Below are 19804 nucleotides of genomic sequence, written 5' to 3'. Positions count from 1 at the left end.
GAGGGCACCTCGTCTCCGAGGGGCCCTCCGCGCGCGTCGCGCCGTGTCAGCCCGCCGCAGGGCCGCCGCCCATGCCGCCCGCCGCCTCCTGCTGCTCGACGCTGTTCGCGTAGTCGTTCGACGGGTCGCGGTAGATCGAGTGCACGTGGCCCCATCCCGAGGTCGAGACCCCGTCGATGTCGGCCCCGGCGGATCCGTCCTGCGCCTGCAGCGCCAGGTAGACCTTCGGCCCCGAGATCGAGAAGCTGATCCCGTCGCCCGTGCTCGTGTCGTAGGTCGTCGCGCCCGACCAGGCGATGACGGTGCCGTCGAGCGTCTCCTCGATCGCGGCGAGCGCCGCCTCGGTCGTCTCCTCGTCCGCCATGCCTGCCCAGTGCGAGATCAGCTGCAGCAGGAGCTCCTTCTGCTCGTCGGTGAGGTCGGACCCCATGAGCCCGTCGCCGGACTCGTAATCGCAGGTGTCGCCCGGGGCGCACATCGTGACGTCGCCGGAGGTCAGCGTCGCCTGCTGCTCCTCCGTGAGGCTGTCGTAGAAGGCGAACGCGTCGGAGTAGATCGAGTCGAAGGTCGACACCGTCTCGCCGTCCTCGTTCGTGTACTCGAGGGGCTGCATGCCGAGGTGCGTCGGCGCGAACGTGATCGCGTTCTCCGCCCCGTTGAGGTCGGCATTGAGGCCGAGGTGGTGGCCGCCGAACTGCACCGCGTAGGCGTCGGTGACGGACGCGTCCCCGAAGAACGCGATGTAGTACTGCCCGAGCGATGTCTCGGTCGACGAGCTGTTCTCGAGCAGGTACTGGTCGCCGCCCATGATGTCGACGACCTGCTGGTAGGCCTCGTCGCTCAGCAGCGCCTCGAGCACCGCCATCGCCGCCTCCTGCTGCTCGTCGGTCAGGTCGGCGAGGTTGAGCCCCGCCCGGTCGACGAAGGTGACGGGGAAGTTCGACCACGACGTCGTCTTGGTCTCGTCGTCGTAGTCGAAGACGACGGCCGCGCGCTGCTCGTCGGAGAGCGTGTCGAGGAACGCCTCGATCGCGGCCGTCGTGTCGGTGATGGTCTCCTGCGTCGTCGTCGCGTCGTCCGAATCGGTCGACGTCGTCTCGATCGCGTCGTCGGCCGTCGAGGTCGACGCGGAGGTGGAAGAGGATCCGGCGGATCCCGTGGAGTCGTCCGCCGCCTGGGCCGTGCACCCGGCGAGGACGAGGGATCCGACGGCGAGCGCCGACGTGATCCAGGGGGCTTTCGACCGCGCCACGCGGCGCAGCCTGCTGGTTGTGTCGTGTGCGGTCATCATGCGGGCGACGCTGCGGGCCGCCCCGAGGCGGCCCCGATGACGAGGCTATGCCGTTCCTATGACCGGACGGCCCGCGAAAATGGCCCTGAGCGGTCGCGCTCGCGGGCGGCCCGCGCCCAGACCAGGAAGAGGCACCATGAGCACCGTCGATCCCGAGCTGCGGTGGTGGCGGAACGCGCGCACCCTGTGGATCATCGCCGCCTCCCTCTGGGTCGTCGTCTTCGCGGTCGCGGCCGTGACGGGCTGGTCGAACGCGCTGTACTCCGCGGGATCCCAGTGGGCGACGTGGGCGGGCGCCGACTGGCTCGTCGGGGTCGAGGGCGTGGCCGAGCCCGTCGTCCGGATCTCCCAGGTCTCGCTCGTCGTCGTCGCGTGGCCCGTCGTCGTCGCGGGCTTCGTCGAGGGGTACGCGCGCCACCGCGGCGGGGGCGGCGAGGGGTGGCCGCTCGCCCGCGCGTTCGGCTGGACCCTCCTCGGCCTGGGCGTCGGTGCGCTCGTCGCGGTGATCCTGGGCCCCGTCGGCTGGCTCGTCCCGACTCTCCTGATCCTCGCGGCGCCGCCTGCCTGTTGATCGAGCCCGTCACGCACCGGATCGGCCGCGGCTACGCCCGCCGCCAGGACTGGGCGCGCATCCACGGGACCCCTGCGACGGCCACCGTGACGAAGGCCGACATGGACATCGTCAACGATCGGTACCGCTGGAAGGCCACCCTGAAGTACGAGGACGCCGAAGGGCGGACCCGCTGGCACACCGCGTCGATCCCGACCGCGAAGGCCGACAAGCCGCGCGTCGGCGACCGGTACACGGTCCGCTACGGCCCCGAGCACCCGGGCAGGCGCGCGTCGATCCACGTGAACCTCGCCCGCCCGCTGAACCGACGCGGGCGCTGATCGCCGCCCGGCTGAGGCGCTGGGATAGCGTACGGATCGAGGGGGATCCATGAAGAGCGGCTCGAACATGCCCGCCGTGGGCACCTACAACCAGGCGCTCGTCCTCGACATGATCCGGCGCTCGGACGCCGGGCTGAGCCGCTCCGAGCTGGCCGCCGAGACCGGGCTGTCGGCCCAGACGCTGAGCAACGTGACGCGCCGCCTCGTCGCGGAGGGCCTCGTCTTCGAGGGAGACCGGGTCGTGTCGGGGCCCGGCAAGCCCCGCACCCTGCTGCACCTCGACCGCTCGGCCCGCTTCGCCGTCGGGGTGCACCTCGACCCCTCGGTCGACACCCTCGTGCTCGTCGACCTCGCAGGGTCCGTCGTGTCCCACGCGGCGCAGCCGCCGTCGACCGCCGCCGATCCCGACGAGCTGATCCGCCACCTCGCCTCCTCGGCGCGGGCGCTCATCGCGCGCGCCGGCGTCGCACCCGACGCGGTCCTCGGGATCGGCGTCGCGGCGCCGGGGCCCCTCGACCACGAGACGGGCACGCTCGCGACCCCGCCCCTTCTCCCGAACTGGCATCACGTCGCCCTGCGCGACCCCCTCGCCGCGGCGACGGGGCTGCCCGTCGCGGTCGAGAAGGACGTGATCGCCGCCCTCGTCGGCGAGCTGTGGGTCGACGCCGCCGGCGCGCTGTCCGACGCGACGCTCATCTACTTCGGCACGGGAATCGGCATGGGCGCCTCGGTCGGCGGCGAGATCGTGCGCGGGCGCAGCGGCAACTCGGGCGACATCGGCCACCTCGTCGTCGACAGCGGCGGGCCCGAGTGCTTCTGCGGATCCCGCGGCTGCTTCGGGGAGACCCTGAACCTCGGGCGGATCCTGCGGAACGCCACCGTCATGCCGCGGGACGAGACGCCGGCCGGCGCCCTCGCCGCGCTCGACGCGGTCTGCGAGCGCACCGCCGGCGGAGACCGGCACGCACGCGCGGCGCTCGAGCACGTCGCGCACGCGCTCGCGACGGCCTCGGTGCTTCTCAACAACGTCTTCGAGTCGAGCACGATCGTCGTCGGCGGCCCGGCCTGGAGCGCCCTCGCGCCTGAGCTCCTCCCCCGCGTCCGCGCGCTGCTCCCCCACGTCCCGCAGGCGACGACGACCGACCGGATCACGCTCCTCGAGGCCCGCCTCGGAAGCGACCTCGCCGCTGCGGGCGCCGCCTGCCTGATCCTCGACGAGGTCTTCACCGCACGGCCCAGCGGCCTCATGATCCGCCGCGGCTGATCACGACCCGGTCTCGACTCCGTCGACCCCTTGACGTAATTACTCACTATGTTTTAGAAATTAGGCACGTCAGCCGGCAACGGTGCCTGCTGCCGCCATCCAGAGCAAGGGAGCTTCTGATGCAGCGAACCCGGACAACCCTCGCGATCGTCGCCGCCGGCGGCCTCGCGCTCAGCCTCGTCGGCTGCTCCTCCGAGGGCGGAGGCGGCGACCCCGACACCATCCGCGTCGCCTACCAGAAGACGGCCTCGTTCACCGCGATGGACGACCTCATGAAGAAGGTCAAGGAGGAGTACGAGGCCGCGAACGAGGGCAAGACCGTCGAGCTCGTGCCGATCGAGGCCGAGCAGGACCAGTACTTCACGAAGCTCGCGCTCATGAACGGATCCGCCGACACGGCGCCCGATGTGATCTACGAGGACACGTTCCAGATCCGCTCCGACGCGGCGGCCGGATACCTGCAGCCCGTCGACGACTACCTCGCCGACTGGGACGACTGGTCGCTCTACGACGACGGCGCGAAGCAGGCGGGCGTCGGCGACGACGGGAAGACCTACGGCGTCTCGCTCGGGACCGACACCCGCGGCATCTACTTCAACAAGGCGATTCTCGCGGCGGCGGGGTACGACGAGGACTGGCAGCCCGAGAGCTGGGACGACCTCCTCGACGCGGCCCGCGCCGTCAAGGAGACCTCTCCCGACGTCATCCCGCTGAACATCTACGCCGCGCAGTCGGGCGGCGAGCAGACCTCGATGCAGGGCTTCGAGATGCTGCTGTACGGCACGGGTCACGAGCTCATGGACACCTCGTCTGGCGCCTGGACGACGGGATCCTCAGGCTTCCTCGACGCGCTCGGCTTCTACCAGACGGTCGCCGACGAGGAGCTCGGCCCGGATCCCGCCGACGCCCTCGACGCGACCTGGGGTTCGCGCGTCTCGAACGAGCTGCTCCCGCAGGGCGAGATCGCGATCGCGATCGACGGATCGTGGCTGCCGAGCGGCTGGATCGACGGGGACAACGCGTGGCCCGAGTGGAACGACGAGCTGGGCTTCGCGGCGATGCCGACGGAGGACGGCGGCGGATACACGTCGATGTCGGGCGGCTGGACGCTCGCGGTCGGCGCCAACGCGGACGACCCCGCCGCGGCCTTCGACGTCATCAAGCAGGCGATGACGCCCGAGAACGCCCTCATGTTCCACGAGGAGAACGGCCAGATCGCGGTGCGCTCGGACGTCGCCGAGAACCCCGACTACCTGAGCTACAACCCGTCGTTCGAGTTCTTCTCGTCGCTCGTCGAGTACACCCACTTCCGCCCCGCGACGCCCGACTACTCGCAGATCTCCTCGGCCATCCCCGTCGCCACCGAGTCGGTGTTCACGGGCCAGGCCACACCGGAGGACGCGCAGGCGACGTACGATGCCACGCTCGTCGGCATCGTCGGGGAAGAGAACACGCAGGCCGGCTGATCGCGATGAGCACCGTTCCCGCGAACGGCGCCGCGCTCCGCGGCCGGGATCTCGTGTCCCGGCCGCGGCGGCCGCTGCGCTCCCTCGGCAGGCTCCTGCCCCTCGTCCCCGCCGTGCTGCTGCTCGCGGCGTTCATGCTCGGCCCCATCGTCTATTCGCTCTACGGATCCCTGACGAACCGGTCCCTCACCGGCCCCCGCGCGGCGAACCCCGAGTTCGTCGGGCTCGACAACTACGCGAGCCTCTTCACCTCGCCCGACTTCTGGGCCTCGTTCGTCCTGACGGTCGTGTTCGTCCTCGCCTCGGCCGTCGTCGGGCAGAACGTCCTGGGCATGCTGCTCGCGGTCCTGATCCGCGGCGCCGTGCGCCCCCTGAAGTCGATCGTGAGCGGCATCGTGATCCTCGCGTGGGTTCTGCCCGAGATCGTCGCGGCCTTCGCGATGTACGCGTTCTTCTCGCGCGACGGATCCCTCAACGTCTTCCTCGGCTGGTTCGGGCTCGGCGGCACGACCTGGCTCTACACGTTCCCGCTCCTCGCGGTGATCCTCGCGAACATCTGGCGCGGCACCGCGTTCTCGATGATGGTCTACAACGCGGCGCTCGCCGAGGTCCCGCCCGAGCTGACCGAGGCGGCGACGATCGACGGCGCCAACGCGTGGCAGCGCTTCACCCGCGTGACGATCCCCGTCGTGCGCCGGTCGATCTCGACGAACCTCATGCTCACGACGCTGCAGACGCTCGGCGTCTTCACGCTGATCTGGGTCATGACGGGAGGCGGCCCCGGCACCTCGTCGTCGACGCTCCCGGTCCTCGCCTACCAGCAGGCGTTCAAGTTCTCGCAGGTCGGCTACGGCACGGCGCTCGCGACGGCGACCCTGCTGATCGGGGCGCTGTTCTCGATCGTGTACATCCGCGTGCTCAAGCCGGAGGTGGACTGAGATGACGATCACCGAGACCCGCGTCGTGACGACGCAGCGGAAGCGCTCGCTGAGCGTGGCGGCGCCGCGGAAGCGCATGCAGACGGCGATCTCCTCGGTCGTGCTCGCCGCGATCGGGCTGCTCTTCCTCGTTCCGATGCTCTGGGTGCTGTTCTCGTCGTTCGACGCGAGCGCGACGGTGTCGATGACGATCCCCGAGCAGTGGACGCTCGGCAACTACGCCGCCGTCATGACGTGGGATCAGGCCTGGCGCCCGCTCCTCAACTCGATCTGGCTGTCGCTCAGCACCGCCGTCATCACGACGGTCGTGTCGCTCCTCGCGGCCTATCCGCTCTCGCGGTTCCAGGCGCGCTATCAGAAGCCGTTCCTCTACACGATCCTGTTCGGCACGGGCCTTCCGATCACGGCGATGATGGTGCCCGTCTACGCGCTGTTCGTCTCGTTCGGCATGCTCGACTCGCTCGCGGGCGTCATCGTCTTCATGTCGGCGACCTCCCTGCCGATGGCGATCTGGATGCTGAAGAACTTCATGGACTCCGTCCCGATCTCGCTCGAGGAGGCCGCGTGGGTCGACGGCGCGAGCTCGATGACCGCGCTGTGGCGCATCGTCATCCCGCTCATGCGCCCCGGGATCGGCGTCGTGTTCATCTTCGTGTTCACGGGCGCGTGGGGGAACTTCTTCATCCCGTTCGTCCTGCTCTTCACGTCGGACAAGTTCCCCGCCGCCGTCTCCATCTTCAACTTCTTCGGTCAGTACGGGACGATCGCCTACGGTCAGCTCGCCGCCTACTCGGTGCTCTACGCGGCGCCGATGGTCGTCCTCTACGTGATCGTCCAGCGTCTCTCCGGCGGCTCGTTCGCGCTCGCCGGCTCCGTCAAGGGCTGAGCCCCCACCAGAAGGATCACCATGCACGATCGCACTCATCTCGCCCTCCTCCGCGTGGACCGCTTCGCCCGCGAACGCCTGCTGCCCGCGCAGTTCCGCCGCTCCCAACCGCTCGACGTCACGGCGTGGGAGGCGCCGGGCGAACCCGTCCCCTTCGCCGAGGCCGCCGCAGGCGCCTACGAGCCGCTCCGGCCCGGGGATCCGTGGGGCCGGCCGTGGGGCACCACCTGGATGCGGGTCGCGGGCCGGGTGCCGGACGCCTGGCGCGCCGACGACGGATCCCTGCCCGAGGGGACGCGCGCCGAGCTCGTCGTCGACCTCGGGTTCACGGGCGGGCAGGCGGGATTCCAGTGCGAGGCGATGCTGTGGTCGGCGGACGGGCGGATCCTCCGAGGCGTCGAGCCCTTCAACAACGCCTCGACCGAGCCCGTCGACGAGGCGGGCCGCATCGACGTGTACATCGAGGCGGCCTCGAACCCCGACGTCGGAAGCCTCGCGGAGTTCGAGCCGACGCCCGTCGGCGACAGGGCGACCGCTGGCACGGATCCGGTCTACGCCCTCCGTCACGTCGACGTGCGGCTGCGCGACCTCACCGTCACGGCGCTCGCGGGCGACGTCGCCGCCCTGCGCGGTCTCGTCGACGAGCTGCCCGAGGCGTCTCCCCGGCGCGCCGACATCGTCATCGCCCTCGAGCGCATGGTCGACGCCGTCGACCCGCACGACGTCGCCGGCACGGCGCTCGCGGGGCGCGAGATCCTCGCCGGGGTCCTCGGGTTCCCGGCCGCGGCGAGCGCGCACACCCTGCACGCCGTCGGCCACGCGCACATCGACTCGGCGTGGCTGTGGCCCGTGCGCGAGACCGTGCGCAAGGTCGCCCGCACCTTCTCGAACGTCCTCTCGCTCATGGACGAGGATCCGGACTTCGTCTTCGCCGCGTCGTCGGCCCAGCAGTACGCCTGGATCAAGGAGACGTACCCCGAGCTGTTCGAGCGGATCCGCGCGCGCGTCGCCGAGGGGCGCTTCGTGCCGGTGGGCGGCATGTGGGTCGAGTCCGACACGAACCTGCCGGGATCCGAGGCGATGGCCCGCCAGTTCGTCGCCGGAAAGGGCTTCTTCCTCCGCGAGTTCGGGATCGACACAGCCGAGGTGTGGCTGCCCGACTCGTTCGGATACTCGGGCGCGATCCCGCAGATCGCCCAGGCGGCCGGAGCGCGCTGGTTCCTCACGCAGAAGATCTCGTGGAACGAGACGAACCGGATCCCGCACCACACCTTCCGCTGGGAGGGCATCGACGGCACGCGGCTCTTCACCCACTTCCCGCCCGTCGACACCTACAACTCGCGCGTGAGCGCCGCGGAGCTCGCCCACGCCGAGGAGAACTTCGCCGACAAGGGCCGCAGCTCGGTGTCGCTGCTGCCGTACGGCTACGGCGACGGCGGCGGCGGGCCGACGCGCGAGATGGTCGCGGCGGTCGCGCGCACCCGCTCCCTCGAGGGATCGCCCCGTGTCGTGCACAGCTCGCCGCGGCGCTTCTTCGAGGCGGCGGAGGCCGAGTACCCGCACCCCGAGGTGTGGGCGGGCGAGCTGTACCTCGAGTTCCACCGCGGCACCTACACGAGCCAGCTCGCGACGAAGCAGGGCAACCGCCGCAGCGAGCACCTCCTGCGCGAGGCCGAGCTGTGGGCGACGACCGCCGCGGTCCGCACGGAGTACGCGTACCCCGCGGAGCGGATCCGGCGGATCTGGGAGACGGTGCTCCTGCAGCAGTTCCACGACATCCTCCCCGGGTCGTCGATCGCGTGGGTCTACCAGGACGCCGAGCGCAACTACGCGGCCCTCGCGGTCGAGCTCGAGGAGATCATCGCCGAGAGCCTGCGCGCGCTCGCGGGCGAGGGATCCCAGACCCTCCTCGCCAACGCGGCGCCGCACCCGCGGCTCTCCGTCGCCGCGCTGGGAGCAGGGGCGCCCCGTTCCGCCGCGGCCGTCCGCCCGGCCCCGTCAGGCGACGAGTGGGTGCTCGACAACGGCGTCATCCGCGTCGTCGTCGACGCGCGCGGGCTCGTCACGAGCGCCGTCGACGTCGCGACGGGGCGCGAGGCCGTGGCGCCGGGCCGCGCGGCAGGGCTCCTGCAGCTGCACCGAGACACCCCCACCCAGTGGGACGCGTGGGACGTCGACGTGCACTACCGCAACACCGTCACGGATCTCGACGGGGTCGACGGCATCGCGGTCGAGGGCGACGCGCTCGTCGTCGACCGCTCGTTCGGCTCCTCGACGGTGCGGGAGCGGATCCGCCTCGCGGCCGGATCGCGGGTCCTCGAGTTCGCCCTCGACATCGACTGGCACGAGACGCAGAAGCTGCTCAAGCTGTCGTTCCCGATCGACGTGCACGCCGATCGCGCGACCTCGGAGATCCAGTTCGGGCACATCCACCGCGCGACGCACACGAACACGTCGTGGGACGCGGCGCGCTTCGAGACCGTCGCGCACCGCTGGATCCGGGTCGAGGAGCCCGGCTTCGGGGTCGCCGTGGTGAACGACTCGACGTACGGGCACGACATCACGCGCGAGCAGCGCGACGAGCGGGGAGGCACGATCACGAACGCGCGGCTCTCGCTCATCCGCTCGGCGCTGTTCCCGGATCCCACGCAGGACCAGGGCGCGCACACGGTGCGGGTCGGCCTCGTCGTGGGCGCCGAGGTCCAGGACGCGATCGCGGAGGGCTACCGGATCAACCTCCCCGAGCGCCTCGTCGAGGGCGCCGCGGCGACCGAGATCGCGCCGCTCGTCGTCGTGGAGGACGAGGGCGTCGTCGTCGAGGCCGTGAAGCTCGCCGAAGACGGATCGGGCGACGTCGTCGTGCGGCTCTACGAGGCGCTCGGGCGGCGCGCGTCGACCGCCGTGCGCTTCGGCTTCGACACGGCGTCGATCACGCAGACCGACCTGCTCGAGCGCCCCGTCGACCCCGACGGCGTCGAGGCGGCGGGCGGCGGGGCTCGCCTCCGCCTGCGGCCGTTCCAGCTGGTGACGCTGCGCGCGGCACGGTAGGACGAGGGCCGGGGAGGGGCAGACCTCACGTCACGTCTGGCACGTGGGGCACCAGAACACACGGCGCTCGCGGGTGGGATCGGCCCCGATCCCACCCGCGAGGATCAGCGTGCCGCAGCGGCGGCATCGTCTGTTCTCCCGTTGGTATACCCATGTCGTGCGCCCGGCTCTGGCGTCTCCCGTGAACGTGCGCACCGAACGATCGCGGTTCGCGCGGATCGTCCGTGCGCCGGTCTCCGCGAGATCGGCGGTCGCGACCTCCGCCGCCGGTGTCGTCGGACGGACGCCGCGCAGGAAGAGGATCTCGCTCGCGTACACGTTGCCGAGGCCGGCGAGGTTGCGCTGGTCGAGGAGCGCGACGTGGATCGGCCGCGCGTCTCGGGCGAGGTTCTCGGACGCCTGGATCGGATCCCAGTCCGGCCCCAGAAGGTCGGGCCCGAGGTGCCCGACGAGACTGTGTTCTTCGGTGGTCGGGACCACGTCGAGCCGCGCGAGGTCGAAGCCCACCGCGGTGCACGCCTGCGAGGCGATGATCGCTCGCGCCGAGAAGGCGGGCCGACGCCAGGGCTGGCGGGGGGCGTAGATGTGCCATGCGCCGTCCATCCCCAGGTGCGAGTGCACCGTCCGGCTGCCGATCCTCATCAGCAGGTGTTTGCCGCGCGCCTCGACCTCGTGCACCGTCTGCCCGCTGAGGTCCACGGTGGCGACCCTCGGCGTGCGGAGATCGAAACGCGTCACCTCCGATCCGGCGAGTGCCGCGTTGAGACGGCGCGCGGCGCGGAAGACGGTGTCGCCTTCAGGCACGCGGTCTCCTGCGACGGATCCGGACGGCGGACACGGGGCGCAGCGCGAGGCATCCACCGGGCATGGGCACATGCTATGCCCGGAACGCGCCGTCCCCGGGTCGGACCTCGTCCGGCATCCGCGCCGCGCCCCACTCCGCGCGTCCGAGGCCCTAGGCTCGTGCCAGGAGCTCCGATGACCAACAGCACCCCGCGCCCGCAACGGCAGATCATCATGGCCGCATGCTTTCTGGCCGTCGTGGCCGCGACCGCGGTGGTCGGATCGCTTGCGTCGGTGTCGCACACCGACGGCTGGTACGCCGACGTGGAGAAGGTGCCGTGGAACCCGGCGAACGGAGTGTTCGGGCCGGCGTGGAGCATCCTCTATCTGCTGATCGCTCTCGCGGGGTTCCTGATCTGGCGCTCGGGCTTCCGGGCGCCCGAGAAGAACGCGGCAAAACGCGTTCTCGTGCTGTTCGCCGTGCAGATGGTGCTCAACGCCCTGTGGACGCCGATCTTCTTCGCGGGCTACCCGCTCTTCGGCGAATCCGCGTGGTGGGCGGCGCTGATCGTCATCGCCGCGCTGCTCGTGGCCGTCGTCTGGCTGGGAGTCGCTGCTCGGCGGTGGTCGCGCACCGCGAGCCTCCTCATGCTTCCCTACGGCGCTTGGCTCGCGTTTGCGACAAGCCTCAACATCGGGATCATCGTCCTGAACTGACCCGCATCACGCGCCCCGCGGGTCCCGACGCCGCGTGAGCCGCCGGCTACGAGGCCCATTCGGGGTCGGAACGCCACCCCCGCATCGGGTCCTGCGACCGCCGATCGTCCCCGTCCAGCGGAACGAGCGCACGGGCGATCGCGTCATCGATCGTCAGGGTCTCGGCCCCGCGGGGGAGCAGCGCCGAGCGCCAGCCCGAGTCGGCCGCAACCATGTCGTGCTGCAGAGACTCCATGAGCGCTTTCACGGTCGGCGACGGGATGTCGGCGACCCAGGAGGCGACCTGGGCGATGAGCTTCTCGGGGAGGAACCCCACGTTGAGCTGCGGGCGCTGCGTGCCGGCCAGTTCCGTGTAGCGCTGAACCAGATCCGGGTACAGAACCGCTTCGCCCCCGCCCACGTCGAAATGACACGTTCCGCCGTGGGCCTCCAGGGCACCGACGATCGCTCGGGTGAGGTCGGCGACGGCGATCGGTTCGACCCTGTGGCGCATCCAACCCGGGATGACCGTGACCGGCAGGCGATCGGCGAGCTGGCGCATCAACTCGAAGCTGGTCGAACCGCCCCCGAACACCATCGCGGCCCGCAGCGTTATGACGTCTGCGGACGACGCCGAGAGCACCCGCTCGACGTCGAGGCGGGAACGCAGATGCGCGGACAGCTCATCTTCCGGAACGTCGGGGATGATGCCGGAGACGTACACGATGCGCTCCACACCGGCGCTGTCTGCAGCTCGCGCGACGTTCTGCGCGGCGACATGGTCGGCATCGGCGAAACCATCACGTGCCATGCCGTGCACCAGGTACACGATCGCATCGACCTCCGACGAGACCGCCGTCTCGACCGACCGTGCGTCCAACACGTCGATCTCGACGTGGTCGACGAGTTCATGCCACCACAGGCCGGTCACCTTGTCGAGGTCGCGCGCGCCCGCCTGCACAGCATGCCCGTCATCCCGCAGCGCAGGAACGAGGCGGCTGCCGACGTACCCCGTCGCACCGATCACCAGAACACGCATGGACCCCTCCCCTACCCTGGAACGGTGCCCACCGAATCGGCGCGACATCGCCTCGTCTCCGCCAGCCTATGCGCAGCGGTCGTCACGGCGGTCGGCGCCTTCGTGCTGCATCAGACGCTCCAGGGAACCTCCGATGCGATGAGCTTGTCCCTCTGGTCGGGGGCGCTCATGGCCGTCTGGATCGGGGGATGGTTCGCGCTGACCCGATTGCGCCCGACCGCATCGGGCATCGCGCCGGCAGGAACCGGCTCATGGGTGTCGCGACGCCCCCTGCTCTCGTCGTCGGCGATCGCCGCCGGCTTCGCCATCGTGAGCCTTGTCGGCGCCCTCTTCCTCACGGAACTCTCGCTCTTCGGGGGGGATCTGACCACGGCGACGTCGCGCGTCGCTGGCGCCCCGCTCGTGGTCTTCCTCGTCGCCCTTACGACAGGCGCGTCGGAGGAGCTGTTCTTCAGAATCGGGCTCTCCCGGATCCTCTCAACGCGATGGTTCCCGGTGATCTCCACGCTGGCCTACAGCATCGTGACGCTCGCGACAGGCAACCTCGCACTCACGATCGCCGCTGTCCTGCTGGGCGCGACAAGCAGCACGGCGCTCGTCGCGACCCGACGCTGGTATGCCCCCCTGATCATTCACGCCGCGTGGACCGTGGCGCTCGTCGGCGTCTTCCCGCTCCTCTCGGGGGCCCATCGCGGTTGAGCGCGTCGGCGGCACGCGCCGGGCTCTCCCGACCGTTCGGCGGCGGCGTATTCTCCGCTGTCACCCGCCGAGCCCCGTCTTCGGCACCGCGAGCCGTTGACGGGAGGAGTGCCAGCTGCGATCACGCTTCGTACGGCGCCTTGGGGAACCCGCCGTCTCTGCTGATCGCGCAGCGTTCCTGACCGATCGAGAAGATCCCTTCTTGCGTCGCTCACAGCGTCCGCGCCTCGCCCCCGACGACGCTCTCGGCACGCGGGACGAATGGGTACTCGACGCCGTCGGGTCACCTCCCGTGGAGTGGTGTAACCGCGTCGGGGTCCGTCGAGGGATGCGAGGGTCAGGCGGTCAGGGCGAGGGCGTCGATTCCGAGGGAACGCCGCCCCTCGCCCCACTCATCGATCTGCTCGGCCAGGACCGCCCGACCAGGCGGATCATCGGCTGAGGAGGATCCCGATACTGTCGGTGAGATGACGGATCTCCTTCCCCCGACAACCACTGACCAGAAGCAGAGCCGGGGTATCTCGATGACGCAGCTGCTCGCGGGACGACCGGCCGCGTTCCTCCTCACCTTCGCCGCGGCCACGCTCGCGGTCGGCTGTGCGAACGAACCCGCCTCGACCGACGACGCGAACACGCTCGAGGGCACGTACACCGTCATCGAATCGGCCGACGATGAACGGACCGCCGAGCTCTGCGAGGACGGCGTCGCGGAGTCGCTCCCACCCTCCTGCATGGGCGGCGCTATCACCAACTGGGACTGGTCGGCGGTCGAGCACGAGGAAGCCAGCGGCGTGCGCTGGGGAACCTACGACCTGCGCTTCGGCCGCGTCGACGGCGGCGCGATCGAGGTCGACGCCGCCAGCATCGAGATGTCGACGCCCTGACCCGGGGCACTGCTGAGGGCCGCTGCCAGATCGGTCACCTCATCCAGGATGTCGAGCGGCGAGCAGCATCGATCGCCGGGAGTCGACGACGAACAGACGGCGATCCCAACGACGCCGTGGGCTGCTCGCGAACCCTCACCCGCTCCCGGCATGACGAAACCCCCGCGATCCTCAGGGGATCGCGGGGGTTTCAGGTGGCGGTGACGGTGGGATTTGAACTCGGATCGAACCTCTCGACCGCCCTCCCCGACCGTCGAGAGACGCATGATCTCGCGGATCTCTGACCATAGGGGGCGAACCCGCTACGCGTGAGTCACACGCAGATGTTGTCACGCTGTTGTCACATTCGATTACAAGTCCTTGATCACACAGCAAGCAGTGATGAAGTCTCGATCTTCCATCCCTGCTGGCGGCTTCGCCACTGTGACTTCCTTGAAGCCAGCCGGTTCATACAGATGGTCAAACACAGCTCGCTGAGCGTCTACGACCAAGAAGCGCCCGGCAACCAACGTCCTCGCGCGAGACACGACCTGCATGGCTTGCTCGAGGATGAGCTGCCCCGGGATGTCATCGCTCGCGTATCGGTCGTCGCGTGCGAGTTCGGCAAGGCTGTATGCGCCCGTTGTCGACGTGGAGATGTTCCCCATGAGCTTCTTCTGGAGGCTCCTCGACGCCGCCGAGAAGTCGAGCGACGTCATGCCAATCGTGAAGAAGGCCGCAACGTCCACGCCATGCTCATCGTGGGGGACGAGGAATACGTAGGTACGGCTGTGGCCGCTCGATTCCCACGCGCTCACCCTCTCGCGCGCGAACCGCTGTAGGTGCGGAGAGCGCTCGCACTGAAAGGTTGCCAGACGCCCCTTGACGTGATCGTTTAGATCGCGATAGCGCTCGTCTTCAAGCGATGCCAACGAGACAACGTCGATCGGGAGCCGCGACGGCTCCGTACCGCTCAACGCTCGTGGCGGGGGTGGACCATGCTCTGAAGCACCGACAGGCGCTCCGGCGCGCTCTTGACGCGCAGATACGAAGTCGAGCGGGGCGTGACAGCGACATGTCCACTCTCGACCATGTCCGCGAGCTGACGCGCGCCCTCGTCTGCGAGAACGTAGGTGCCGCCGAGTGCTGCGGTTGCCATGTCACTTTCTCCGATCATGCGCGTGGGGACGCTTGCAGATCCGCAACGTCGTGACCGATGTGCGGGCCTTGACGAGAGACTATACGCGCCTCCTTGATTATCGCTGTAATCAGTCATCGTGTATCGACGCGGGCCAGATGCTCCCCCGTCACTCGGATGAACCGTGCCCGCGTGTACCGCTCCAGATTGCCGCGCCGGTAGCCCTTGCCCTCCGGAGCTTCGATGAAGATGTGGAACCCGTGCCCCGAGACGGACCGCTCGACGAACAGCACCGACTCGGTGACCGTCGCGAGGAAGTCGCGCATCTCGGCGTCAGTCGTGTGGTCGAGGTCGTAGCAGCCGAGCCCGTCACCGAGCATGATGCCGTGACCATCGCCTGCCGTCGACCGGGAGACCTCCGCGAACGACGCCCAGGTTGACGGATCCGTCGATGACGCGGCGAAGCCGGTCGTCGTGATCGGACGCTTCCCGGCGGCAGGCACCCAGCGCGTCACGGACGTCATCCGACCCGGAAGACGCTTCGCCGCTCGATGCCATGCGACCCGGCACCGCGTCGAGCAGAACCGCGCGCCACGACGCGAGATGTCGTTGCCGACACCGCACCGCTCGCACCTCTGACCCATACGCCCAGTCTACCGAGACTGTTACGGATAAACCGTATGATTCCGCGCATTCAGCGATTCACCCGCCTATGACGAATCGGCACACGGCGATCTCCCGTGAGAGGGTCCTCAGGTGCCCGGAGAGGCACCGATAGGCCGCTCACAACCTCGCTAAACGCCCCTCAGAGACCAAGGGCCAGACAGATGGCGATTCTCGGGGAGAGAACGGCCCTATGCGCCGTGAGGGCCGCGGCCTGGGGTGGGAGGGGTGGTGCCCCAGGGTCGTCGAGCTCGCTGTCGGCTACGCCTCGGTCGTCGTGCGTGAGGGCATGCTCGATGTGTCGAGGCTGATCGATCGTGAGGCCTTGCTCGTCGTGCTCTCGCTCGTGTCTCGCGTGTGCGTGTTCGCGTGTGCGCTCAAGGGATCTTGGTCGCTGGGATTCCGCGGGCGCGCGCGGTGTCGCGGGCGAAGTCGCGCAGCTCCTCGAGGTCTCGGTCGAGGTAGCTCGGCTCGATGTATGTGAGGTCTGCCTCTGCCGTGAGTGGGAGGAGGAAGGCGAGGATCTCGTCGGCCTTCCGTTGCACGGGGTCCGGGTGCCTGTGGCTGCGGATCGTGTCGTAGAGGTCGAGGTGATACTCGCTGGGCCTGTGGCCTCTGTAGCGTGCACGGATGGCGATGTCGCGTGCCCGGAGGGTGATCCCCTCCCGGAGGTGTCTGATCCCCTCCCGGGCCTGTTGTAGGCGCAGGTGGAGGCCGAACCATCGGCGGCGGCGTGCGGTCTCTGCGCGGCGTTCTCGCTCGTTTCTGAGCGTGGCGAGCTCGTGGATGATGGGGCGGATGCGGGGTCCGGGTTCCCCTGCCCGCCGTGCGGCGGCTGCGGCGTGCATGGCTGCCATGAGCGCGGTGATGCGCTCGGCGAGGGCGGTGTCGGTGAGCTCGTGGGGTTCCATGTCGTATCGCTTCCGGGGTGGGCCTCAACGGTATCCGGTGGAGGGGCAGGGCGAGAGCCCCGTCTCGTGGCCTGGAGGCAGGAGACGGGGCTCTCGGGTGTGTGGCGCTGGCGGCGTCTCTGGGGCTCATGAAAGGGATCGGGCCCCTCTTCCGCCATCAGGTCCGGGAAGTGGTGTCCGGTGCTGTTGACGCCGGTCTCTGGGCGCGGGGTCAGAGGTTGCCGCGGGCGAGTTCGATGTCGGGGTCGAACGGCATGTCCGGGATCGGGTGCGCCGTGTCTTCCTCTGTGATGCGAGCGATTGTGCCTCCGGGCCATCCGTGCGCCTCGTCGTGGGCGCGGCGGCGTTCGACCCATGCGGTGCGTTCGGTGACCCAATCCTCGTGGAGGCGCTTGCGCTCGTCGTAGTCGCGGGCGAGGTCGTCGAGCGGGGCGGGGCGGAGGTCTCCGACGTCGAGGCCGGTCCTGGGAGGCTCGTCTGTGCGGCGTCGTCTCATCGGGTGGTCTTCTTTCCGTAGAACCCTCGGACGCCTCGCGAGGCGGGCAGCTCGTCTTCCTCGGGCGCGGGGACGTTCAGCGTGGCGAGGAGCCTGGCGAGGGCGAGCTGCTGGTGTCGGATCTCGGCGATCGCGGGGTGGAGGCGCGTGCCTTGGCTGCTGGGGAGCATGTGCCCGTCGTCGTGGAGGCGCTGCCGGAGCGCGGCGATGGTGTCGCGGATGCGGGCGGCTTCCTCGAGTTGGGCTCGCTCGTGTTCGGCGAGCTCGTACTCGCTGAGCACGGCATCCCAGAGGGCGCGTCCGGCGGGCTCGAGGCCGTCGGGCGTCTCGGTGCTGGTCATGATGTGTCCTTTCGGTCGGGGTCTCGGCGGGTGCCCGGGCGCGGGATCGGGCACCCGCCGAGAGCTGTCGCGCGGGGCTTACGCGGCGCGGAGGATCTCCGTCTGCGCCTGGTCGAGCGCCGCGCTGTAGGTCTCACGGATCGTGAGGGACGTCTCGACCCTCGGGAGCTTGACGACGTGCTCGGTGAACGTCCACGCGGGGATCCGGATGGCGTCGTGGCGCGCCTCGGGTGTCTGGGCCGGGGCCTCATAGTCGTCGATGCCGAGGCGCTGCGCGAGCTCGGTCGCGTCGTCGAGCGCCTCGCGGATCATCGCGTCGCGGTCCTCGGCGGACTTGTACGGCGTGACCGTGGTATGTCCGGCGTTGTCGTACACGGTCGCGGCGAGGAGCCTCCCGTTGATGTCGTTCGCGGCCTTCGCGACGGCTGCCACGCGCTTCTGGTGGACGCCGTGTCGCCCGTCGAACACCTGGCGGGCGAGGTAGTCGACGTTCTTCGCCGTGGTGACGTAGTCGCGGAACGCGGCAGCGGGAGCCGTGTCGGTGCGCACGGCGTCGACGAATGCGGCCCACTTGGCGCGCACCTCGCGGCGCTTGCCGGGGAGCGCGGTGCGGTTCGCCTCGAGGCGTCGGGTGTCTGCCTCGGCAGCGGCGAGGTCTTCCTGAATGTTGGTGGGGATCATCGGTTGTCTCCGTTCTGAGGGGTGTTCTCGGTCGGTGCGGGGGCCTTGCCCATCGCGGTCATGAAGGCGAGGCCTCCGGTCCTGTTGGTCTCGGCGAGCTGGTCGAGGAGGCTCTGCGCCTTCCCTTCCTTGTGGGCTCGCTGCTCGTTGAGGCGTCGCACGTTGGCGTCGTATTCGTCTCGACTGGTCATCGGTAGTCCTTCCTGGGGGTGGTGTTGGTCTCAGTTCGGGGAAGCCGCGGGGGCTTGCGCGTCGTGTTCCACGCGTCGTGGAGCTCTTTCGCGAGGGGCCACATGTTGGCGCGCTCGGTGCGGCCTGTGTTCTTCCATCGGCGGGGCATGACGGGGTCCTCTCAGGTGTGCTTCCCGTGGGCGGGGCAGGTGTCGTCGTGGTGGATCTCGAGGAGGTACACGCCGGGGGCGGTCTCGACGAGGCGGCTATCGGCATCGCAGTCGGGGCAGTCGCCCTTGCGGGGGAATCCGGCTGCGGCGGCGACTTGGTCGCGGGTGCGGATGGGGCGTCCGAACGCGTCGCGGATCATTCGACGGCCTCCCAGTCGAGAGGCTCTGGCTCGGGCTGGTCGTCCCGCTCGTGCCCTGCTCGTGCCCACTCGTGCCCGCTCTCGTGAGTGGGCACGAGTGGGCCGGAGCGGGGCACGAGTGCAGGAAGCGCCCACATGCTCTGAGCAGCTCCCTTCCCCGGCACACCGCGCCGAGTGATGACGATGCCCTTCTTCTCGCGAGCTCGGCGGAGCACCTTGTCGGAGAAGTGCTGAGCCTTTGCGGCCTTGAGCACGTCGACGCGGAACGCGCTGCCGCCCTCCTCCTCGAGGTATCCGACGAGCCAGTCGGCGGCCTCGTCGGATTCGGAGCGTTCGCCGTCCTCGGGTTCGCGGTTGATAATGTCGGACACCTTGACGTCGGTCGCGCCGAGGTTGATGACGCGGGCGACGGTCGTGAGCTCCCCGTCATCGGTCGCGATGGTCACAGACTCGAGATCGAACTCGAGCGAGGATCCCCGTTCGGCGGAGTAGTTCGACTTGTCCCACTCGATGACGCGCTTGCCGCTGTCGGGGTCTTCCGCGAATGTCACGGTCGAGCGGGCGATGTCGCGCCACGCGTGCGAGCCGCTGATCTTGTCGGAGAGGTTTCCGGATCCCTTGTTGAAGTGGAGGATGCCGATGATCGCCACGTCGAACTCGGCGGCGACTGCGGCGAGGGGGTTCATCGCGGCGCGGATCGTTTCGACCTTGTGGAGGTCTCCCGCGACGGTCGAGGTGATCGGGTCGATGAGGATCACGCGGGCCCCGGTCTGCCGGATCGCGTCGCGGATGAGCTGCACGTCGATGGGGAACATCGGCACGGTCTCGCTCGTGGTCTCGTCGACCGTCATCTCGACGGCGAGGCGGATGACGCGCTCAGGATCGGCTCCTGCGGCCTTGAGGCGGGGAACCATGACGGTTCCCCAGTCGTCCTCGTGGGAGATGATGAGCGCGTCGACGGGCGTTCCGGCGAGGTCTCCGTCGAGCGTGCCCGCGTTGCATTCCGCGATGATGTGCAGCGCGAACGTGGACTTGCCCTCGCCTCCGCGACCTGCGAACAGCGTCACGGTTCCCATCGGGATGCGGTCCGCCCAGAGCCATCGCTGACGGCGAGTGCGGATGTCTGCTGCGCGCTCGAGGAGGAGCTCGCGAACAGGTTCGGTCATATG

The 19804-nt window shown here is 69.6% G+C and carries 23 protein-coding genes; 10 read left to right on the top strand and 13 right to left on the bottom strand.

Going from position 1 to position 19804, the window contains the following annotated elements:
* Positions 1 to 46 precede the first annotated feature (46 nt).
* On the bottom strand, positions 47 to 1252 hold the full coding sequence (locus tag H576_RS0105485; protein ID WP_029150116.1) for a DUF3500 domain-containing protein: 1206 nt from the start codon (positions 1250 to 1252) through the stop codon (positions 47 to 49).
* Positions 1253 to 1427: 175 nt separating this feature from the next.
* Here H576_RS0105485 and H576_RS0105480 point away from each other — a divergent pair, with 175 nt between their 5' ends.
* The 7 genes from H576_RS0105480 to H576_RS0105450 all read left to right on the top strand — a co-directional run bounded on the left by H576_RS0105480 (position 1428) and on the right by H576_RS0105450 (position 9784).
* Positions 1428 to 1862: a hypothetical protein gene (locus tag H576_RS0105480; protein WP_029150115.1), complete on the top strand. Its 435-nt coding sequence runs from the start codon at positions 1428 to 1430 to the stop codon at positions 1860 to 1862.
* Entirely contained in the window at positions 1859 to 2182 is a 324-nt protein-coding gene (locus H576_RS14420) for a DUF3592 domain-containing protein (protein WP_036319457.1), read from the top strand. The genes H576_RS0105480 and H576_RS14420 overlap by 4 nt, the downstream gene beginning before the upstream one ends.
* A 49-nt stretch (positions 2183 to 2231) precedes the next feature.
* The gene (locus tag H576_RS0105470) at positions 2232 to 3446 is read left to right on the top strand and encodes an ROK family transcriptional regulator (RefSeq protein ID WP_029150114.1); all 1215 of its coding nucleotides are present in this window, start codon (positions 2232 to 2234) and stop codon (positions 3444 to 3446) included.
* Positions 3447 to 3565: 119 nt separating this feature from the next.
* A complete protein-coding gene (locus H576_RS0105465) occupies positions 3566 to 4912 on the top strand; it encodes an extracellular solute-binding protein (RefSeq protein WP_029150113.1) in 1347 nt (448 codons plus the stop codon).
* 5 nt (positions 4913 to 4917) lie between these two features.
* A complete protein-coding gene (locus H576_RS0105460; RefSeq protein ID WP_029150112.1) occupies positions 4918 to 5850 on the top strand; it encodes a carbohydrate ABC transporter permease in 933 nt (310 codons plus the stop codon).
* A gap of 1 nt (position 5851) precedes the next feature.
* Entirely contained in the window at positions 5852 to 6736 is an 885-nt protein-coding gene (locus H576_RS0105455; RefSeq protein WP_084502476.1) for a carbohydrate ABC transporter permease, read from the top strand.
* A 21-nt stretch (positions 6737 to 6757) separates the two neighbouring features.
* Positions 6758 to 9784 carry an alpha-mannosidase gene (locus H576_RS0105450; protein ID WP_029150110.1) on the top strand — a complete coding sequence of 1009 codons (3027 nt, stop codon included), beginning with the start codon at positions 6758 to 6760 and terminating at the stop codon, positions 9782 to 9784.
* A gap of 30 nt (positions 9785 to 9814) precedes the next feature.
* Here the strand turns inward: H576_RS0105450 and H576_RS0105445 are convergent, their stop codons facing one another.
* Complete coding sequence (locus H576_RS0105445) at positions 9815 to 10588, bottom strand: DNA-formamidopyrimidine glycosylase family protein (protein ID WP_029150109.1); 774 nt, start codon at positions 10586 to 10588, stop codon at positions 9815 to 9817.
* 174 nt (positions 10589 to 10762) lie between these two features.
* Between H576_RS0105445 and H576_RS0105440 the strand changes: the two genes are divergently transcribed.
* On the top strand, positions 10763 to 11284 hold the full coding sequence (locus H576_RS0105440) for a TspO/MBR family protein (RefSeq protein WP_036319454.1): 522 nt from the start codon (positions 10763 to 10765) through the stop codon (positions 11282 to 11284).
* A 46-nt stretch (positions 11285 to 11330) separates the two neighbouring features.
* Here H576_RS0105440 and H576_RS14415 read toward each other — a convergent pair whose 3' ends face one another.
* On the bottom strand, positions 11331 to 12245 hold the full coding sequence (locus H576_RS14415) for an NAD(P)H-binding protein (protein ID WP_245559126.1): 915 nt from the start codon (positions 12243 to 12245) through the stop codon (positions 11331 to 11333).
* Here H576_RS14415 and H576_RS0105430 point away from each other — a divergent pair.
* Together H576_RS0105430 and H576_RS16080 are read left to right on the top strand one after the other, a co-directional pair.
* Positions 12159 to 13001 carry a CPBP family intramembrane glutamic endopeptidase gene (locus H576_RS0105430; RefSeq protein ID WP_245559117.1) on the top strand — a complete coding sequence of 281 codons (843 nt, stop codon included), beginning with the start codon at positions 12159 to 12161 and terminating at the stop codon, positions 12999 to 13001. The genes H576_RS14415 and H576_RS0105430 overlap by 87 nt on opposite strands.
* 524 nt (positions 13002 to 13525) lie before the next feature.
* Positions 13526 to 13885 carry a hypothetical protein gene (locus tag H576_RS16080; protein ID WP_029150106.1) on the top strand — a complete coding sequence of 120 codons (360 nt, stop codon included), beginning with the start codon at positions 13526 to 13528 and terminating at the stop codon, positions 13883 to 13885.
* 350 nt (positions 13886 to 14235) lie between these two features.
* Here H576_RS16080 and H576_RS0105420 read toward each other — a convergent pair whose 3' ends face one another.
* The 10 genes from H576_RS0105420 to H576_RS14400 all read right to left on the bottom strand — a co-directional run bounded on the left by H576_RS0105420 (position 14236) and on the right by H576_RS14400 (position 19801).
* Positions 14236 to 14796 carry a hypothetical protein gene (locus tag H576_RS0105420; RefSeq protein WP_156888133.1) on the bottom strand — a complete coding sequence of 187 codons (561 nt, stop codon included), beginning with the start codon at positions 14794 to 14796 and terminating at the stop codon, positions 14236 to 14238.
* Between the two features lie 41 nt (positions 14797 to 14837).
* A complete protein-coding gene (locus H576_RS0105415) occupies positions 14838 to 15023 on the bottom strand; it encodes a hypothetical protein (RefSeq protein WP_156888132.1) in 186 nt (61 codons plus the stop codon).
* Positions 15024 to 15136: 113 nt separating this feature from the next.
* Complete coding sequence (locus H576_RS0105410) at positions 15137 to 15517, bottom strand: bifunctional DNA primase/polymerase (protein ID WP_211215771.1); 381 nt, start codon at positions 15515 to 15517, stop codon at positions 15137 to 15139.
* A 525-nt stretch (positions 15518 to 16042) separates the two neighbouring features.
* On the bottom strand, positions 16043 to 16576 hold the full coding sequence (locus H576_RS0105400) for a hypothetical protein (RefSeq protein ID WP_029150102.1): 534 nt from the start codon (positions 16574 to 16576) through the stop codon (positions 16043 to 16045).
* Between the two features lie 211 nt (positions 16577 to 16787).
* Positions 16788 to 17072, bottom strand: coding sequence for a hypothetical protein (locus H576_RS0105395; RefSeq protein WP_029150101.1), 285 nt, complete (start codon positions 17070 to 17072; stop codon positions 16788 to 16790).
* A complete protein-coding gene (locus tag H576_RS14405) occupies positions 17069 to 17413 on the bottom strand; it encodes a hypothetical protein (protein ID WP_051172215.1) in 345 nt (114 codons plus the stop codon). Before H576_RS14405 ends, H576_RS0105395 begins: the two co-directional genes overlap by 4 nt.
* A 78-nt stretch (positions 17414 to 17491) precedes the next feature.
* A complete protein-coding gene (locus H576_RS0105385) occupies positions 17492 to 18094 on the bottom strand; it encodes a hypothetical protein (protein ID WP_029150100.1) in 603 nt (200 codons plus the stop codon).
* Positions 18091 to 18285 (bottom strand): hypothetical protein, encoded by a 195-nt coding sequence (locus H576_RS0105380; protein WP_029150099.1) that lies wholly within the window; start codon positions 18283 to 18285, stop codon positions 18091 to 18093. The genes H576_RS0105385 and H576_RS0105380 overlap by 4 nt, the downstream gene beginning before the upstream one ends.
* A 161-nt stretch (positions 18286 to 18446) precedes the next feature.
* Positions 18447 to 18635 (bottom strand): hypothetical protein, encoded by a 189-nt coding sequence (locus tag H576_RS0105375; RefSeq protein ID WP_029150098.1) that lies wholly within the window; start codon positions 18633 to 18635, stop codon positions 18447 to 18449.
* Entirely contained in the window at positions 18632 to 19801 is a 1170-nt protein-coding gene (locus tag H576_RS14400) for an AAA family ATPase (protein WP_051172213.1), read from the bottom strand. The genes H576_RS0105375 and H576_RS14400 overlap by 4 nt, the downstream gene beginning before the upstream one ends.
* Positions 19802 to 19804 lie beyond the last annotated feature (3 nt).

Source organism: Microbacterium indicum DSM 19969 (assembly GCF_000422385.1).
Taxonomy (GTDB): domain Bacteria; phylum Actinomycetota; class Actinomycetes; order Actinomycetales; family Microbacteriaceae; genus Microbacterium; species Microbacterium indicum.
The sequence above is the reverse complement of the archived record's forward strand: the minus strand, read 5'-3'. Positions and strand labels throughout refer to the sequence as shown.

Bases quoted from the DNA above. Each gene is read 5' to 3' on its own strand.
- H576_RS0105480 (WP_029150115.1), top strand. From the start codon at position 1,428: ATGAGCACCGTCGATCCCGAGCTGCGGTGGTGGCGGAACGCGCGCACC.
- H576_RS0105470 (WP_029150114.1), top strand. From the start codon at position 2,232: ATGAAGAGCGGCTCGAACATGCCCGCCGTGGGCACCTACAACCAGGCG.
- H576_RS0105465 (WP_029150113.1), top strand. From the start codon at position 3,566: ATGCAGCGAACCCGGACAACCCTCGCGATCGTCGCCGCCGGCGGCCTC.
- H576_RS0105460 (WP_029150112.1), top strand. From the start codon at position 4,918: ATGAGCACCGTTCCCGCGAACGGCGCCGCGCTCCGCGGCCGGGATCTC.
- H576_RS0105455 (WP_084502476.1), top strand. From the start codon at position 5,852: ATGACGATCACCGAGACCCGCGTCGTGACGACGCAGCGGAAGCGCTCG.
- H576_RS0105450 (WP_029150110.1), top strand. From the start codon at position 6,758: ATGCACGATCGCACTCATCTCGCCCTCCTCCGCGTGGACCGCTTCGCC.
- H576_RS0105440 (WP_036319454.1), top strand. From the start codon at position 10,763: ATGACCAACAGCACCCCGCGCCCGCAACGGCAGATCATCATGGCCGCA.
- H576_RS16080 (WP_029150106.1), top strand. From the start codon at position 13,526: ATGACGCAGCTGCTCGCGGGACGACCGGCCGCGTTCCTCCTCACCTTC.
- H576_RS0105415 (WP_156888132.1), bottom strand. From the start codon at position 15,023: ATGGCAACCGCAGCACTCGGCGGCACCTACGTTCTCGCAGACGAGGGC.
- H576_RS0105400 (WP_029150102.1), bottom strand. From the start codon at position 16,576: ATGGAACCCCACGAGCTCACCGACACCGCCCTCGCCGAGCGCATCACC.
- H576_RS0105395 (WP_029150101.1), bottom strand. From the start codon at position 17,072: ATGAGACGACGCCGCACAGACGAGCCTCCCAGGACCGGCCTCGACGTC.
- H576_RS14405 (WP_051172215.1), bottom strand. From the start codon at position 17,413: ATGACCAGCACCGAGACGCCCGACGGCCTCGAGCCCGCCGGACGCGCC.
- H576_RS0105385 (WP_029150100.1), bottom strand. From the start codon at position 18,094: ATGATCCCCACCAACATTCAGGAAGACCTCGCCGCTGCCGAGGCAGAC.
- H576_RS0105380 (WP_029150099.1), bottom strand. From the start codon at position 18,285: ATGACCAGTCGAGACGAATACGACGCCAACGTGCGACGCCTCAACGAG.
- H576_RS0105375 (WP_029150098.1), bottom strand. From the start codon at position 18,635: ATGATCCGCGACGCGTTCGGACGCCCCATCCGCACCCGCGACCAAGTC.
- H576_RS14400 (WP_051172213.1), bottom strand. From the start codon at position 19,801: ATGACCGAACCTGTTCGCGAGCTCCTCCTCGAGCGCGCAGCAGACATC.